Annotated in this window: 15 protein-coding genes and 2 pseudogenes; 7 read left to right on the top strand and 10 right to left on the bottom strand. The window is 37.4% G+C overall.

Annotated elements, in window-relative coordinates; genetic code table 11:
* Window positions 1-3 precede the first annotated feature (3 nt).
* The gene (locus tag EJK17_RS02270) at window positions 4-354 is read right to left on the bottom strand and encodes a YSIRK-type signal peptide-containing protein (protein ID WP_103660529.1); all 351 of its coding nucleotides are present in this window, start codon (window positions 352-354) and stop codon (window positions 4-6) included.
* A 328-nt stretch (window positions 355-682) separates the two neighbouring features.
* On the opposite strand from EJK17_RS02270, the gene EJK17_RS02265 reads away from it, so the two are divergent.
* Window positions 683-1696 carry a D-2-hydroxyacid dehydrogenase gene (locus tag EJK17_RS02265; RefSeq protein WP_103660530.1) on the top strand — a complete coding sequence of 338 codons (1014 nt, stop codon included), beginning with the start codon at window positions 683-685 and terminating at the stop codon, window positions 1694-1696.
* 63 nt (window positions 1697-1759) lie between these two features.
* On the opposite strand, the gene EJK17_RS02260 is transcribed toward EJK17_RS02265, so the two are convergent.
* The 7 genes from EJK17_RS02260 to EJK17_RS02235 form a co-directional block, all read right to left on the bottom strand.
* Window positions 1760-2470 (bottom strand): ATP-binding cassette domain-containing protein, encoded by a 711-nt coding sequence (locus EJK17_RS02260; protein ID WP_236629274.1) that lies wholly within the window; start codon window positions 2468-2470, stop codon window positions 1760-1762.
* Window positions 2470-3255, bottom strand: coding sequence for a hypothetical protein (locus EJK17_RS02255; RefSeq protein ID WP_236629275.1), 786 nt, complete (start codon window positions 3253-3255; stop codon window positions 2470-2472). The genes EJK17_RS02260 and EJK17_RS02255 overlap by 1 nt, the downstream gene beginning before the upstream one ends.
* Before the next feature lie 78 nt (window positions 3256-3333).
* Window positions 3334-4932 carry an ATP-binding cassette domain-containing protein gene (locus EJK17_RS02250; protein WP_103660532.1) on the bottom strand — a complete coding sequence of 533 codons (1599 nt, stop codon included), beginning with the start codon at window positions 4930-4932 and terminating at the stop codon, window positions 3334-3336.
* A gap of 2 nt (window positions 4933-4934) precedes the next feature.
* A complete protein-coding gene (locus EJK17_RS02245; protein WP_103660533.1) occupies window positions 4935-6017 on the bottom strand; it encodes an MvdC/MvdD family ATP grasp protein in 1083 nt (360 codons plus the stop codon).
* A gap of 50 nt (window positions 6018-6067) precedes the next feature.
* The gene (locus EJK17_RS11385; protein ID WP_161494887.1) at window positions 6068-6241 is read right to left on the bottom strand and encodes a hypothetical protein; all 174 of its coding nucleotides are present in this window, start codon (window positions 6239-6241) and stop codon (window positions 6068-6070) included.
* A 204-nt stretch (window positions 6242-6445) separates the two neighbouring features.
* Entirely contained in the window at window positions 6446-7273 is an 828-nt protein-coding gene (locus EJK17_RS02240) for a helix-turn-helix domain-containing protein (protein ID WP_103660534.1), read from the bottom strand.
* Window positions 7274-7307: 34 nt separating this feature from the next.
* On the bottom strand, window positions 7308-9239 hold the full coding sequence (locus tag EJK17_RS02235) for a GTP-binding protein (RefSeq protein WP_127796159.1): 1932 nt from the start codon (window positions 9237-9239) through the stop codon (window positions 7308-7310).
* Between the two features lie 83 nt (window positions 9240-9322).
* Between EJK17_RS02235 and EJK17_RS02225 the strand changes: the two are divergent.
* A pseudogene (locus tag EJK17_RS02225) lies at window positions 9323-10425 on the top strand (endonuclease/exonuclease/phosphatase family protein).
* Window positions 10426-10462: 37 nt separating this feature from the next.
* Here EJK17_RS02225 and EJK17_RS02220 read toward each other — a convergent pair.
* Window positions 10463-11308 (bottom strand): aldo/keto reductase, encoded by an 846-nt coding sequence (locus tag EJK17_RS02220; RefSeq protein ID WP_103660537.1) that lies wholly within the window; start codon window positions 11306-11308, stop codon window positions 10463-10465.
* A gap of 101 nt (window positions 11309-11409) precedes the next feature.
* The gene (locus EJK17_RS02215; protein WP_103660538.1) at window positions 11410-12117 is read right to left on the bottom strand and encodes a YjjG family noncanonical pyrimidine nucleotidase; all 708 of its coding nucleotides are present in this window, start codon (window positions 12115-12117) and stop codon (window positions 11410-11412) included.
* Between the two features lie 494 nt (window positions 12118-12611).
* Between EJK17_RS02215 and EJK17_RS12075 the strand changes: the two are divergent.
* The 5 genes and pseudogenes from EJK17_RS12075 (at window position 12612) to EJK17_RS02190 (ending at window position 16018) form a co-directional block, all read left to right on the top strand.
* A pseudogene (locus EJK17_RS12075) lies at window positions 12612-12880 on the top strand (bacteriocin immunity family protein).
* 273 nt (window positions 12881-13153) lie between these two features.
* Window positions 13154-14146, top strand: a complete 993-nt coding sequence (gene trpX, locus EJK17_RS02205; RefSeq protein ID WP_103660540.1) for a tryptophan ABC transporter substrate-binding protein — start codon at window positions 13154-13156, stop codon at window positions 14144-14146.
* The gene (locus EJK17_RS02200) at window positions 14143-15042 is read left to right on the top strand and encodes an ABC transporter permease (protein WP_103660541.1); all 900 of its coding nucleotides are present in this window, start codon (window positions 14143-14145) and stop codon (window positions 15040-15042) included. The genes trpX and EJK17_RS02200 overlap by 4 nt, the downstream gene beginning before the upstream one ends.
* Window positions 15039-15797, top strand: coding sequence for an ABC transporter ATP-binding protein (locus EJK17_RS02195; protein WP_103660542.1), 759 nt, complete (start codon window positions 15039-15041; stop codon window positions 15795-15797). Before EJK17_RS02200 ends, EJK17_RS02195 begins: the two co-directional genes overlap by 4 nt.
* A 38-nt stretch (window positions 15798-15835) precedes the next feature.
* Entirely contained in the window at window positions 15836-16018 is a 183-nt protein-coding gene (locus tag EJK17_RS02190; protein WP_103660543.1) for a hypothetical protein, read from the top strand.
* Window positions 16019-16039 lie beyond the last annotated feature (21 nt).

Here is a 16039-nt window from a genome sequence, read left to right as displayed (position 1 = left end):
ACGTCAAAGAAGCCACAGCATTTTTATTTGCTGCGGCTTCTTTGACGTTGAAAGTAGTAGTTTCAGCTTGTTCCTTGTTAGAACTATCTGAACTTCCTTATTAGTTTCAGCACTATTCTCTACATTTTTAACATCTACATCTTGCACATTCTGTTGTGCGTCTTCTGCGCTCGCAGTCTTGTCCTCTACTACAACACTGCCTTGATCATTGCTGCTTACTTCAGCGGCATGAGCCTGTTGATCACTCAAAACCATAAACGTGGTTCCAAGCAAAACGGAAGCAACACCGATTGTTAGCTTTCGAAGGCTAAAGTGGTGATGATCTTCACTCTTTAAGAAATAATTTTTCTTCATCGAAAATTCTTCCTCCGTTATGTCTTAATACTCTGTTTGTTTTGTGTTTTATGTTTTACAATTTCATTATATAACAAGATTTATATAATACAAGCATTAGTTTGAAAACATTATCATCCTTTATTTACAGTGTATTTTATTATGCAATATTCCTATCCACGGGGCTTATTAAATAACAAATACCCAAAAGAGTAAAAAGCATACTACAAAAAAATAATTATTATTTTGTTTTTTTAGCGAAAAACTTCTCTTTTTGTGTTTTGTTGAGCAAACGGCAGTGTATAATAGACTTCGGTCATACTATTAATTTTTACGGAGGTTTAAATTTATGACAAAGATTTTTGCTTACGCTATTCGTAAAGACGAAGAACCATTCTTGAACGAATGGAAAGACGCTCACAAGGATATCGATGTTGATTTTACTGATCAACTTTTAACTCCTGAAACTGCAAAACTTGCTAAGGGTGCTGACGGTGTTGTTGTTTACCAACAATTAGACTACACTGCTGATACTCTTCAAGCTTTAGCAGACGCTGGCGTAACTAAGATGTCATTGCGTAACGTTGGTGTTGACAACATTGACATGGACAAGGCTAAGGAACTTGGCTTTGAAATTACTAATGTTCCAGTTTACTCACCAGATGCTATTGCTGAACACGCTGCTATTCAAGCTGCACGTGTTTTGCGTCAAGACAAGCGCATGGATGAAAAGATGGCTAAGCGCGACTTACGCTGGGCTCCAACTATTGGTCGTGAAGTTCGTGACCAAGTTGTTGGTGTTGTAGGTACTGGTCACATTGGTCAAGTATTTATGCGTATTATGGAAGGTTTCGGTGCAAAGGTTATTGCTTACGATATCTTCAAGAACCCAGAACTTGAAAAGAAGGGTTACTACGTTGACTCACTTGACGACTTGTACAAGCAAGCTGATGTAATTTCACTTCACGTTCCAGATGTTCCAGCTAACGTTCACATGATCAACGACGACTCAATCAAGGAAATGAAAGACGGCGTTGTCATTGTAAACTGCTCACGTGGTCCACTTGTTGACACTGACGCTGTAATCCGTGGTTTGGATTCAGGCAAGATCTTTGGCTTCGTAATGGATACTTACGAAGGCGAAGTTGGTGTATTCAACAAGGATTGGGAAGGTAAGAAGTTCCCAGACGACCGTTTGGCTGACTTAATTGACCGTCCAAACGTATTGGTAACTCCACACACCGCCTTCTACACTACTCACGCTGTACGCAACATGGTTGTTAAGGCATTTGACAACAACTTGAAGATGATCAACGGCGAAAAGCCAGATTCTCCAGTTGCTTTGGACAAGAACAAGTTCTAAAAATTAATTTAGAAGATAATAAAAGAGCGTTGATGATTGATTCAACGCTCTTTTTGTGTGGTTTTAGATATAATCGTTTTTCTCCCTCATTTCTTGAGTTAAATTAAGAAAAGCCTTTTCAGATGTTACACCATATTCTTCAATCAATTGAGTATAATTACCAGAAAAAATAAATCTGTGTGACGATAAATACTTTAAAGTACAATCAATATTTTTAAATGGCGAAATTTCATGCGAAGTAATAATAACCGGTACCCTTCGTCCTAATTCTTCTAATAAGTTAATAATTTTAATTCGATTTTCTGGATCAACTCCAGAAAGAGGTTCATCAAATAAGTATAATGATTTAGCCACCATTGCAGAGGCATATGTAAATACTAATTTGGTTTCACCTCCAGATAAATCACCTAGAGTTTTATCTAGCAATGGCTTAATATTTTCTTCAAAGAAATCCTTTATTTTTGGAATTTTGTATTTTTCAAAGCTAGTAGTTCTTCCAAAACTTTTATACATATCAATCATTTGTCTAACTTTAACATCTGTATAAAAGGGCGTTGACTGAAACATATACATTATCTTCTTAGTAGATGGAATTCCATCTAAAGAACCTGAATCAATCTTTTTCAATCCACTAATAATATCCAATAAAGTACTTTTTCCAACACCATTTTTCCCTATTAAAACAACCAAGTTATTACAAGAGATTTTTCCTGAAAAATTTTCTAAAATCTTATCTTTGGAATAACTAGCTGTCACATTGCTCAATTCAATCATTATTTTTTAATGCCTCTATTTTGTAAATCTAAAAATTGAAACCCAAAAAATCCTACAAAACTAAATATCACAAAATCGAGTACTAAACTAAAGCAAACCATAAAATCAGGTTGCAATAATTCACGTAAAATAAAGCTTATAAAAGAGTAGGGATTAATTCCGATTATAAATTTTAAGAAATCAGGCATAGGAATATTAGCAGAAATACTAAACAAAACTAAAAGTCCTATCATCAAAGCTGTCGCTAAAATAGACATATCTGATGCCCTTATTTTGAGCAAAAATAAGCAATTAAATTCTAATGCAACAAAAGGAAATGAAATTAAAGTCATTAACATAAGATTGATCAGCAAATAAATTGAAAAGTATCTATATAACAGCATCAACGACACTATGAAAATAAAGTTCTCTAATAAAACTATAACTAACTGAACAAATAAATTTGCTAAATAAATAGCCCACCTACTGCCACTGGCATAATAATATGCTTTGATATAGCCACTATTTCTAGTTGAAATAATAGCTAAAGTTACACCATTTAAAGCTGTAGCAACAATGATATATGCAATCATTGGTATACATGCTTGAATAAAATCATTATTGTTGCTTATTGAAATTCTTCTAGAATTTAGTAATTGATAAATTGCTGGAAATAGAAGTGTGAAAACTAAACTAATCTTATTATCAAAAGCCAATTCAGTATAGAATCTTATAAATGCTTTTGTCTTCAATATAAAGTTCATATTACTTATTAAAATAGTTGTCAGCTTTAATTTAGTTGACAACTATTTTTCTCCTCTAATTTATATGCGTTTAGTTAGTACTGTTCCGAAACGAAACTAAACATGACAAATAGTATTTTTTTACTTACTTAAATTAATTACATGATCGAATAATTTCATGTTTTCTTCGGCCTCTCCATGATTTACTACAATCACCGTCTTATTAGGATCTTTTAACAGAAGCTGTTCCAATTCAATTGCTGTCTTCGTTTCAATACCTGTTGTTCCTTCATCTAACAGAAATACTTTAGACTTGCGTAAAAGTGCTCTAGCTAGAGCTAGTCTCTGCAATTGTCCTCCTGATAAGCTACTTCCGCCCTTTTCGACATTAGTATTCAAGAACTCATCGCTATCATCTAAATATACTTGCTTTAAAACCTGTTTTAATTGTTGCTCAGTAAAATCATCAATTAACTCTAAGTTATCTCGCACTGTTCCTTGAATCACTTGTGGATGTTGATCTAGATAAAAAATATTTTCATGAAGCTGCTGCGGCGCATATTCATTTAGATCATGCCCTTCAAATAAAATCTTTCCATTATAAGAAGGATAATAACCTGCGAGCAATTTTAAGATAGTGCTCTTACCACAACCACTATCACCATCTAACAAGTACTTTTTATTCTGTTCAAAATTATAAGAAAAATCTTTGATCACAATATTTTGAGTATTAGGGTATTTAAACTCTACATCTTTCATTGCTAAAAAAGGTTCAGCAACTGTTAAAGCTTGAGAATTACTATTCGAACTTGCATTTTCAGCAATAAATTTTTCAAACTTAGCAAAAATCGGCTCAGTACTTTTAATGTAACTCAGATAATTAGGTAAATTACCAACTCCATTAAAAATATTACCCGTCAAATTTGACACTGAGTAAATAACCCCAATGCCTAACATCCCTTTGTAAACCAAAAGACCTGTTAAACCTGTTAAACTAATTTGCGAAATAATATTACTAAGAAAACCTAAGACGGCAATTCCACCATATACTTTAGCCTGACTAACATATGCAGCTTTTAACTTGCCTGCCTCTTGATTGATTTTCTTCTTCATCAAAGAGAGGGCATTAAAAGAAAAGAGCATATTGAAGCTATTGAGCAAGTCAGAAGCTACTCTGACAAAGCCTTCATTTTGTCGTGATAAAGCGGCAGAAGTTTTAGCTAAACGGCGATTGAGGATGCTCGGTAGATACAAGGTAATAGCTGCAAGGACGATGGAAATTAACATAATCCAAAGATTGTAATTCCACAAGGTGATCAAGGAAAGAACAATTGAACTAATCGATTCAGTCACAACATAAAGATAAGTTATGCCCTTATCAACAACTTGCTGCAGATCATTATTCATCCACGAAACAAATTTAGTTCCATCCTGACTGTTATATTTTTCATAGCTTTCATTAGCAATTGTTTCAACCAAATCATTCCTGATATTATTAGCAATTCCTTGTTCAAAATTAGTCTCTAGAATTGAAAGTGAAAAACGAATCCCCGCAATTACTACCCAAATCAGAAACCAAAGGAGCATTTGCTGGCAGAAAACATTTAAATGATGAGCAACAATGGCATTAATGATATTAGCCATTACTACCGCACTATATACTTGTAAGGCTGCAACCATAACTAGTAAGAAGATCAAGAAAATGAATTTGTACCTAGATTTTAAAATGTATGTTTTCATTTTTATTTTTCCAATATAGTTGAAATTAAAAGATTAGAAAATGAAGTATTTGCCAAATTTTCTAGCCATGCCCAATCTCCATTAACATTAGTTTCTAAAAAATACCATTTACCACTTCTAATAATAAAATCAACTGTACCAAATGTTATGTTGGCTTTTTCAAAAAATTGAATAATACTATTTTGTAATTCTTTAGATAAATTAACTTTTTTAACTTGTAAGTCCTTAAGCCGAGAATGCCAATCTTTACCAAAGTAGTTCTCATATTGATAAGCAACCATTCTTCTTCCAAAGACCGTAACCCGTATCTCATGTGCATCATTTGTTAAATAATTAGGTTGAAAAATTGCTGGAACTTTCGATACTGAAGCTTTATCTTTTAAAGTTAATTTATTGAAATTTTTAGTGTTAAATTCAACCACATTATCTTTACCAGTAAAAAACATATGATGATAAATTGCTTTCGCAATGTTTGATTTTGAATTTCTATTAGTAAAAGTCTTTACTAGATCAAAATCATTACTAATAACGGTCGGAATAATATTCAATCCAACTTCATTAGCTAATTTCAGCTGCATTGGTTTAGTTAAAAAGCCATCATAACAAGATGGCATTAATACTTTATCCGCAAAAAGTTGTGGTATTGCAGAAAAAAGTGTCTCCCATTCTTTATTACAATATGCTTTTTCAAAACTGGATGTATTTTCATCGAAATTAATATAAACATTGAAATGTCTAAACCAAATTAAATCATAATCATTAAGTCGATAATCAATATTTAGTTTATTATCTTTTAAAACTACAACGACTTCATTTTTAGAGTACTCAATGTTAAAACAATACCGTCCTTTTGCTACATCTTCTGAATTTATTCGATCATAATCTATATTATTTGCTAAAAAATAAATCCCCATTTCATCAATCTCAGTATCTATTTGTGTCGAAAAAATTATAATCTTTTTCTTAGCGTCTATCTGATAATTAAGACCATATTGATTTAAAATCGCATGTTTAAAATCCTTGTCGATCTTTTTATGAGCATATTTTCTTTTTCTAATATTGTTTTCTAATAAAAATGGCTTCATATTACTCCTCGTCATGTTAATAAAAAAGATCTCTTTTCAGAGATCTAATTTTAATTGTTATTTCCGTTGCCAGTATCAATCTTATCAGCTTTATCACCCTTATCTGTAATTGGATCATAAGTGTAAGTTAACGTAAGTCCTTTAGAGTCTTCTAATGAACTCTTATTATCTAAAACTTGATCTGCCAATTCTTTTACGTTTACTTTTTCCATAGTTGTGTTCATAATCTTTCTCCTTGTATTTTTTAATCTGCATCGACATTACTTTTTGGTGTTCACTGTATACCGATTTGCATACATCACTTCTTTCTATTTTATTCAACAATTTAAAATTAATGATTAAAGTGGAAACCAAGGATACATTTTTCATCTTCCTTTAATCAACTTGTATTTAGTCTATAACATTTTGCGAAAAATAAATAAAAGTGTCTAAATTGACACTTTTATAACTTCAGCTATTTCATTCATTTTATTATTTCTAAGAAAATCGATAATGTCTTGTATCTTTCTATCATCCTTTAAAAAGTAAGCCTGATAATAACTACTCATAATCTTGGCAAAGCAGTTATCCGGAAGTTGTGGAAGAGAATCTAACATGGTGAAAATTTTCCTAATAGTTTCCCTCTTATTAATCTCCCTATTTCTAATAGAGAACGATAGATAATTAACTAAAATTGCGGAAACCAGATTTTGCAGTCTTTGAGAGAATTTTTGAATGTGCGCATATTTTTTCAAGATCGATCGGATCAGTTCTTCTCGTTCACTATCTTTCCAAAAAGAAAAAGACATTGAAAAAAGCTCCAGGCTATCTTCATTCCAATCATTTGTTTCAAAGATTAAAGCCTTAATATCATCTTTTTGTTCTATAGTAAGATCTTTCTTCTTATCAACCTGCAATCTCACTATTGTTGCAATTGCTTGCAACACTTGAAGAGTATGATCATCAGCTTTAACATTCCCTACTTCTTTTTCTAATTGCTTAATTCTTGCTATATCTTGCTTGTAATAAGCTTGGCGTATCGCTGACATCCATTGATCTTTGCTCATCTTGTCGTCTTTCACTCCCAGACTAGCAAAAAAGTCATTGATATCAATCTGATGCAACATTAAGATTTTAATCAAATCACTCGCATTAATCTCATGAATCCCACGTTCAATTTTAGAATAATAAGACTTAGTCAGGACATTACCAGCCATCTCCGTTTGCGACAGATGAAGATTCTTTCTTATGCTTTTTAGCGCTTGGCCAATTTCCATCTTTCCAACTTCTTTCTCAACATTTTAACATTAATTAGTTTAATGGAAACTCATACGGATATTGCACATAAGCTGGTACTTGATCCCAAGTTACGGTGTGCCCCGCTCCGTGAGAACAGAAAACGGAATTAGGCGTATTGGCTAAATCAGAAACTGGATCATAATCCTGCTCTGCAATTACTTCTGTCGCATTATGGCAAGCTTGGTAACCACTAACGACGCACTCAAGATGTCCTGCTCCATGAGTATAGCTTCTCACGCTATTGGCATAAGCACGCATTTCTGAAACTGGCGCTTGACCAGTGATAGTCGTGAGCTCTCCACTTGTTTCTGGCTCATCAAAGGTCCCTTTCATCTTTTGAATATCGTTGAGTGCATGTCCCACTTGGCTTGTCGGAATTTCTAAGCGGAAACTGTACCACGGTTCAAGCAACTTGCAGGCCTGACGCATTTTTAATTCCATCAACCCTTGACGCACGCCGCGATAAGTTGCCTCACGGAAATCGCCGCCAACCGTATGAACATTACTGCCGCGACCGCCAATCAAGGTGATCTTCACATCGGTTAAAGGCGCGCCAGTTAAGACGCCGAGATGTTCTTTAGAAGCCAAGGCCGTCATAATCTGATGTTGCCAGTTCTTGTCTAAGACTTCGAGACTGCATTTATTTTCAAAGACAACGCCACTATCTCTAGGACCAGGCTCAAGTAAAAAGTGGACTTCAGAATAGTGCCGCAAAGGTTCAAAGTGTCCCACTGCTTCAATTGGCTTAGTAATTGTTTCCTTATAAAGGATACTGCCTTCATCAAAAGTGACTGCCAAGCCAAAGCGATCTTGTAACAGCTGCTGCAAAATTTCCAACTGAATCTCGCCCATTACCTGCAGGTGAATTTCTTGTAAATGTTCATCCCAAGTAACATGTAATTGCGGATCTTCATCTTCTAATATTCTTAAGGCCGCCAAGCATTCGCTTAATTGGTCAGCTGGATAATTAACGCGGTAAGACAAGACTGGTTGCAGACTTGCACTTGGAGCATCTGCTTCCTTGCCCAAACCTTGACCAGGATAACTCGACTTCAGCCCAGTAACAGCAGCCACTTGCCCAGCTTTGATTTCTGGTAAAACCTGAAACTTGGTACCATCATAATCACGGATTTGATCAACTTTTTCTCCTGACAACAATTCCGTTTTCGCCGCTAATTTGCCACCTAAAACTTTCAGCCAAGTTAAACGCTCGCCCTTTTCATCATGCGAAATTTTAAATACCCGCGCAGCAAATTCCTGTTTAGGGACAAATTCAATTGTCCATTTGGTTAAGCCAACCAAGAATTCTTTGATCCCTGAAAGTTTCAAAGCGGAGCCGAAATAAACTGGGAAGATTTTACGCTCTTTAATTAAAGCTTGGACTTCTTCATCGGTCAGCTTCTCTCCGCCTAAATACTTGTCCAGCAAAGCTTCATCCGTAGTCGCAATATTTTCGGTCCAACTTTCATCTTCAGTTGAGAAATCGATGCAGTTACTATCTAAGTCCTTTTGTAAAAGATCGCTTACACTTTTTACACTCACATCGGGAGCATCCATTTTATTAACGAAGATAAATACCGGTAGCTGATACTTCTGCAATAAATGCCAAAGAGTCTTCGTGAAACTCGTCACCCCATCTGGTGCGGAAATAACTAAAATTGCGTAATCTAACACGCTCAGTACTTCCTCTGTCTGTGAGGCAAAGTCAATGTGTCCTGGCGTATCGAGTAAAGTTAACTTAAGGTCTGCAGTTGTGACCTGCGCTTCATGAGAAAAGATGGTAATTCCACGCTTCTTCTCTAATTCATCCGGATCAAGAAAGGCATCCCCTTTGTCCACTCTTCCAAGCTTGCGCAAGTTCCCTGCTTCATATAACAGTGCTTCAGACAAAGTCGTCTTCCCCGCGTCAACATGGGCAATCATGCCTACTGTTAATTCTTTCACCTGGTTCACTTCCTATCGTTTCATCTTATCTTCAATTTTACCGCTTTGTTATAATGGATTGGAAATTTTAGAAAGAGGCAAGAATGAAAGTATTAAAAAGAATCGGCATCGGCTTCCTAATTTTTATTGGGATTCTACTAGTCGCTGCTGGTGGTTACGTCGGCTATATGCAAGCCCACTACTACCGGATTAAAGACCACAAACCTTTAGCAATTGGTAATAATCAAAAAACCGAACTGCGCTTGCATCATCCTTACACGGCCACGACTTATAATGTTAGCTTTGGCGCTTACAATCATGATGTTGACTTCTTTATGGATCATGGTGAACTAAAAATGGTAAGAAAACGCATGGTTGGCGCGGAACGGCTATTTCTAAACAAGCGGTTCTCGATTCAACTAATGGCGTAATTCATACCATGAAAAAGCAAGATCCTGACTTCATGTTTTTCCAAGAAATCGACACCCATTCGACTCGTAGTCACTATGTGAACCAGGTAAAAATGGTGAAACAAGCTTTTCCGCACTTTAATTATGTTTTCGTTAATAACTTTCACAGTGCATACCTAGCTTGGCCACCTTATGATCCACACGGCAGCGTACAGTCTGGCTTGCTTAGTATGAGTCGCTATCACATGACCAGTGCGGTGAGAAGAAGGTATCCTGTCACTAGCGCCTTTATCTCTAAGTTTACTGATCTTGATCGCTGTTTTGTTGTCATGCGTTTTCCGATTAATAATGGTAAGTACTTAATCATGATCAATAGTCACATGTCCGCCTACGATAAGGGTGGCAAGCTGCGTAAGGCGCAGATGAAGTTGATTTCAAAAGTTATGGAACAAGAATATCATGATGGAAATTACGTCATTGTTGGTGGTGACTTTAACCATGCACTGGGCAAGGATATGATGACGCATTTTGCTCATCAAGAAAAAATTCCTGATTGGGTATCTGTTCTAGATCAGAAGATGTTGCCTAAGAACTTCACGATGATCAAAGCTGATAATCGTGAAAAGATTGCGACGGTCCGGGCAACAGATATGAAATATAATCCCCAAGTTAACTACATGACGATTTGTGATGGCTTCATTGTTTCTAAGAATGTTAAAGCTACAGCCCATAATTTGGATACTGATTATCGCTACGCGGACCATAATCCGGTGCGGTTAAGTTTTGAATTGAAGTAAAAGAAAAAGCAGCCTTAAGCTGCTTTTTTATTATTCATTAGAAATCAACTTCATCCGGATCATTAGCTACCTTAGCAGCTCCATGCAAACCATCTAAAGTCTTCATATCTTCCGGACTAATTTCAAAATCAAACACTTCTGCATTAGCTTCAATGTACTTCGGGTGCACTGACTTAGGAAGTGGCAAGAAGCCATGTTGTAAGGACCAGCGAATCAAGACTTGTGCTGGTGACTTACCATAGTGCTCGCCAACTGCCTTCACTGTTTCATTGCCTAGCAAACCACCAGTACCTAAAGGACTGTAAGCTTCATTCAAAATTCCCAGTTCATTGTTGTACTTAACTAAGTCTTCCTGCATATCACTTGGATTCAAGTAGTTCTGGTTTACAGCTGGCTTAATTTCTGCCGTCTTCAGCAATTCATCTAAGTGGTGCTTTCTAAAGTTGGATACCCCAATAGCTCTAATCTTCCCTGCCTTCACAGCTTCTTCCATTGCTTGCCAACTTTCTGCATTTAATTCAGCCCAGTGATCACGCATAGCGGCTGGATTTGGCCAGTGAATTAAGTAGAGGTCAAGATAATCTAAACCCAATTTTTCGAGACTAGTATCAATTGCCTGCTTAGTCTTGTCATAGCCATGGTCGCTGTTCCATAACTTGGTAGTGACAAACAAATCATGGCGGTTAATGCCACTAGCCTTAATGCCTTCGCCGACACTTTCTTCATTGCCATAAGCAGCGGCAGTATCAATGTGGCGGTAACCACTATTTAAGGCAGCTAAAACTGATTCTTTCGCAACTTCGCCACTAGGAGTTTGCCAAGTACCAAAGCCAACAACTGGAATCTTGACACCATTATTCAAGGTATATGTATCTGTTAACATCAATCAATATCCTTCCTTCGTAAAATAATCATTTCTTCAATTATAACGAAAGCTAGGCTTGATTACTTGATTGAAGACTTGGCTGTTTCACGTGTAACACACTAATATTTCTTTTGAAAATCTTGCTGCATCAATTCCACGAATTGCGGATAATTTTCAACTGTAAATAAAGGATGTAAATTCAAGGTATTCTTGCGGTGACGATGATTGTACCAAATGCTATCAAGGCCATATTTTTCCGCACCTAAAATATCTGACTGCAGCCCATCCCCGAAGAAGATGGTTTCATTAGGCCCAATCTCAGTCCGGCTGAAGAAATAGTCAAAGGCATGCTCGTCAGGCTTTTGGTAATGAGCTTCTTCAGAAGTCACAATTAAGTCAAAATAATCATAGATGCCTGCCAATTTTAGACGATGGCGTTGCATGAACTTTTCACCATTACTTAAGACTGTTAACTTATAGCCTGCTTTTTTGGCAAATTTCAAAGTATCTTTCACCCCAGGCAAGAGCTGATGAGCTTCGCCAAAGTAAGAGCGATACTCATCCATGGTTTGTTGGCCATCAACGTCAATGTCTAAATTCTGCTTCAAGAAGACTCTAAAGCAGCGTTCACTTAATTCTTCATAGTTTAATTTACCTTGCTCAAGATCGCGCCACAAGCCCTGATTATAGGCATGGTAGCGGCGTTGAATATCTGGTGAAGTTGGCCAGTGATGAGCCTTAAACAAGCTGTTAAAAGCAAAATCTTCGGTGGTCGCAAAGTCGATTAAAGTGTCATCAACATCAAAAATTATTTGGTGGTAGCGCATATTGCATCCCCTTTCTTGTAGAAGTTAATTATAGCAAATTTCATTTTAGCGCAAAAAATAAGTATCTAGGAAGCACTGATTTTCCCTTCATATTGACAAGTAAAAAAATAAAATGATATCGTTATGATATATTTATTAAATAAAATACAGCTAGTTACCGCTCTAATGCAAGAAAGGAAGAAATGAGATGAACCGCCAAAAATTCTTAAATGTATTTATCAGCTGCTTAAGCATTTTTTCTTTGATTGATGGCTTCTTATATATATTCTTTAATTTCGAGTGTATTGATGCCTTACTTAAGCTATTCGGTATTGCAAATGGTCTCCGTGGTCTTAATGGTGTTCTTAAATGCATCGCAGTTGTAATATGTGTTATAGTATTAATCTTTTTAGACAAATACGATCATTCGTTGAGAAATGAAGATCAATGCCAGAATAAATAACTCCCAGCAAAAATTTAGAAAGCAATATTTTAGGTGAACTAGGTCATTAAAAATGTTTGGTAGAAAAAAGCAAATTGCAACACAAGACAAAATAATTACTGATATCGACAAAATTTCAGATGTAGAATATCAAGCTCTGGTCAGAGTTAAAATAGACTCCTCAAGGGAGAGTACATGCAAGGTGTACTAAATGATTTCTTAGCTCAAGTTAGAAACTTAGCACTTCAATCTAAATTATCTCCTGCCGTTGGTAAATTTTACTTAAACATTATCAACAATACCTATAAAGGTTCCGGATGGAGTGGCATCAGATTTATGTAACTTATACCTGTTGACTTTTCTTAAAAAGAAAATTAAAATTCTAGTTAACTTAGTCAGAAAGGAAGATTTACCATGTTAGCAGTACTCAAAATGATCGTTCGTTGGCAAAACCAGCACTAGGGTTGTTTTCTGCAAGTGCAGATGCGACCCACAAGATCGCATCTGTGCTGGTAAATCTTCACACCAAATTACCCGCACAGCCATCACTGTGCGGGTTTTGTTTTAAGCATTTCCCGCAATCGGAAATGCTTTTTTTATTATGAGGAGTAAATTATGAAAAGACTGATAACGACAATTATCGCGCTCTTCGCTTTTCTCATTGTTGCCTTCGCTAGCGAAGTAAAACAAAGTAAAGACCAACAAGCGCGGCCGACCATCGGCATCTTGCAGACCATGAGTCATCCCGCTCTTGATCAAATCCACCGCGGAATTATTCATGGCTTAGCTGAAGAAGGCTACCGCAATGGCAAGAACATTACTATTGATTACCAAAATGCCCAGAATGATCAGAGCAATCTCAAATCAATGAGTGATCGTTTTACCAATGAACATGCTGCTTTAACGATTGGGATTGCCACCCCAGCCGTGCAATCACTTGCTAACGAGCACAGCAATACGCCCATCATTATGGGCGCCATCAGTGATCCGATTGGCACTGGCTTAGTCAAATCGCTGCGTCATCCCGGCGGCAAAGTTACCGGTGTGAAAGACCAGCAACCCATTGCCGCCCAACTGGCCTTAATCAAAACCATCATGCCCGACTTAAAGACCATCGGCGTAATCTACACTTCTAGCGACGATTCTTCCGCCGCCGAATATCAAGAATTTAAAAAGTTAGCTGAAAAAGACAAGTTAACAGTTAAAACCTACACGGTCACTTCCACCAATGATATTGAACAAGTTGCTCAAACCATGGCACGCAAAGTTGACGCAGTTTACGTTCCAACTGATAACACAATTGCTTCCGGCTTTGCGGCCCTACTCAAAGCCACCAATGCCGCTCAAATTCCGATCTTCCCTGCCGCTGACACCATGGTCAAGGAAGGCGGTTTAGCCACCCGCTCCGTTAGTCAATACGACATGGGTATCTTAACCGGAAAAATGGCTGCCGAAGTGCTCAAAGGTAAAAAGCCTGCCACTTTACCAATCCAGCGGATCAAACACTATGAAACAGTGATTAATCAAAAAACAGCTCGCCAATTAAACATTCACTTACCTAATAAAATCTTGCAAGCTGCTCACCAGAAAGGACGGATCATTAAATGAGTTTAGTAACTTCGACTATCGGTCAGGGCCTCTTATGGGGAATCCTCGCCCTTGGCCTCTATCTTTCATTCAGAATTTTAAACTTCCCCGATATGACAGTGGAAGGGACCTTCCCATTCGGTGCCGCGCTTTGCGTTAGCGCCTTAGTGCATGGCGTTAATCCTTTGCTTGCCACCATTTTAGCTTTTATCGGCGGGATGCTTACGGGGGCATTCACTGGCCTGCTCTATACTAAAGGAAAAATTCCTATTCTCTTAGCCGGAATTTTAACCATGACCGGTGTCTACTCCGTTAACTTGCGAATTTTAGGTAAAGCCAATGTTGGTTTACTTAACCAAGCCACTTTACTAAACAGCAAATTTTTAGCTAAATTGCCACCTAACTTCCCTACAATTGTAATCGGCTTATTAATCGCCATTCTGGTTGTCGTTCTGCTGGCCCTGTTCTTAAATACCGATCTGGGTCAAGCCTTTATTGCCACCGGAGACAATGAAACCATGGCGCGCTCGCTTGGCATTAACACCGACAACATGAAGATCCTCGGCTTAATGATTTCTAACGGGCTAATCGGCCTGGCTGGTGGGCTCTTGGCTCAAAACGGCGGTTACGCCGACGTAAACATGGGAATTGGAACCATGGTTATCGGTCTGGCAGCAATTATCATTGGTGAAGTTGTCTATGGTAAAAACTTGAGCTTGTCTGCTCGGCTTGTCGCCGTAGTGGTCGGCAGTATTCTTTACCGCTTAGTTTTACTCTTAGTCTTACAGCTAGGCTTCAGCACCAACGACTTCAAGTTGATCTCCGCCATTATCTTAGCGCTCTGCTTGATGTTGCCGCTCTTCCAAGAAAAATTCCACATTAAGCAGCTCTTAAAGAAAGGAATTGAAAAGCCATGAGTAAACTTGAATTAAAACACATCAATACCACGGTTAATGCGGGTACCGCCGAAGAAAAACGAATCTTGAAAGATATTAATTTGACCTTAAACGATGGTGATTTCGTTACTCTCTTAGGAACTAACGGGGCCGGAAAATCGACTTTGCTTAATATTATCAATGGTTCATTAATGCCCACTTCTGGCCAGATCTTGCTTGATGGGCAAGACATCACTAATTACTCTGAAGTTAAACGGACTAAAGACATTGCCCAAGTTTTTCAGGATCCTAAAATGGGAACCGCTCCAAGAATGACCGTGGCTGAGAACTTATTATTAGCTACCAAACGGGGCCAGCGGCGCGGCTTACACTTGCGCGGACTGGACCAACACCTGGACTTTTTCAAACAAGAAACCGCTCAACTTCCGAATGGTTTAAGTGATCGCCTGCACACCTTTGTGGGCAACTTGTCTGGTGGACAAAGACAAACCTTGAGCTTTCTGATGGCAACCATTAAACGGCCAAAATTGCTCTTATTGGATGAACACACCGCAGCGCTAGATCCCAATACTAGTCATGAACTCTCAGAACTTACTAATGACGTGGTCCAAAAGCAGCACCTGACCTGCATCATGATTACCCACCAATTAAAGGACGCCTTAAAATACGGCAATCGTACCATTATCTTAAATAGTGGCCGCATCGTCTTAGATCTTAAGAATCCGGAAAAATCGCAGTTAACTGAAGATGATCTCTTGCAATATTTTGCCAATTAGCTAAAATATTTCTCATAAGAAATCGGAGGTATTGAAGGATGCTTTCATTAATATTAGGACTATTTTTACTTTGGCTCTTCTTTAAATTGGGAATCGGCGTCATTAAGATCTTCGCCTTTCTCTTCGTAGCCATTATCACTGCTATCTTCTTCACTTATTTATTATTACCGCTGCTGGCACTGGGACTGATTGGTGGTTTGCTGTGGGCAGTTGTGAGATAAAAATAAAAAAGCACTTCAAAA

This window comes from Lactobacillus xujianguonis, assembly GCF_004009905.1.
Lineage (GTDB): Bacteria > Bacillota > Bacilli > Lactobacillales > Lactobacillaceae > Lactobacillus > Lactobacillus xujianguonis.
This window is presented reverse-complemented; position numbering and strand designations above follow the sequence as displayed.

Excerpts from the sequence above, each read along its gene's own strand:
- EJK17_RS02195 (WP_103660542.1), top strand. The coding sequence starts at position 15,039 with ATGAGTAAACTTGAATTAAAACACATCAATACCACGGTTAATGCGGGT.
- EJK17_RS02200 (WP_103660541.1), top strand. The coding sequence starts at position 14,143 with ATGAGTTTAGTAACTTCGACTATCGGTCAGGGCCTCTTATGGGGAATC.
- EJK17_RS02260 (WP_236629274.1), bottom strand. The coding sequence starts at position 2,470 with ATGATTGAATTGAGCAATGTGACAGCTAGTTATTCCAAAGATAAGATT.
- EJK17_RS02220 (WP_103660537.1), bottom strand. The coding sequence starts at position 11,308 with ATGTTAACAGATACATATACCTTGAATAATGGTGTCAAGATTCCAGTT.
- EJK17_RS02250 (WP_103660532.1), bottom strand. The coding sequence starts at position 4,932 with ATGAAAACATACATTTTAAAATCTAGGTACAAATTCATTTTCTTGATC.
- EJK17_RS02215 (WP_103660538.1), bottom strand. The coding sequence starts at position 12,117 with ATGCGCTACCACCAAATAATTTTTGATGTTGATGACACTTTAATCGAC.
- EJK17_RS02245 (WP_103660533.1), bottom strand. The coding sequence starts at position 6,017 with ATGAAGCCATTTTTATTAGAAAACAATATTAGAAAAAGAAAATATGCT.
- EJK17_RS02270 (WP_103660529.1), bottom strand. The coding sequence starts at position 354 with ATGAAGAAAAATTATTTCTTAAAGAGTGAAGATCATCACCACTTTAGC.
- EJK17_RS02190 (WP_103660543.1), top strand. The coding sequence starts at position 15,836 with ATGCTTTCATTAATATTAGGACTATTTTTACTTTGGCTCTTCTTTAAA.
- EJK17_RS02240 (WP_103660534.1), bottom strand. The coding sequence starts at position 7,273 with ATGGAAATTGGCCAAGCGCTAAAAAGCATAAGAAAGAATCTTCATCTG.
- EJK17_RS11385 (WP_161494887.1), bottom strand. The coding sequence starts at position 6,241 with ATGAACACAACTATGGAAAAAGTAAACGTAAAAGAATTGGCAGATCAA.
- trpX (WP_103660540.1), top strand. The coding sequence starts at position 13,154 with ATGAAAAGACTGATAACGACAATTATCGCGCTCTTCGCTTTTCTCATT.
- EJK17_RS02265 (WP_103660530.1), top strand. The coding sequence starts at position 683 with ATGACAAAGATTTTTGCTTACGCTATTCGTAAAGACGAAGAACCATTC.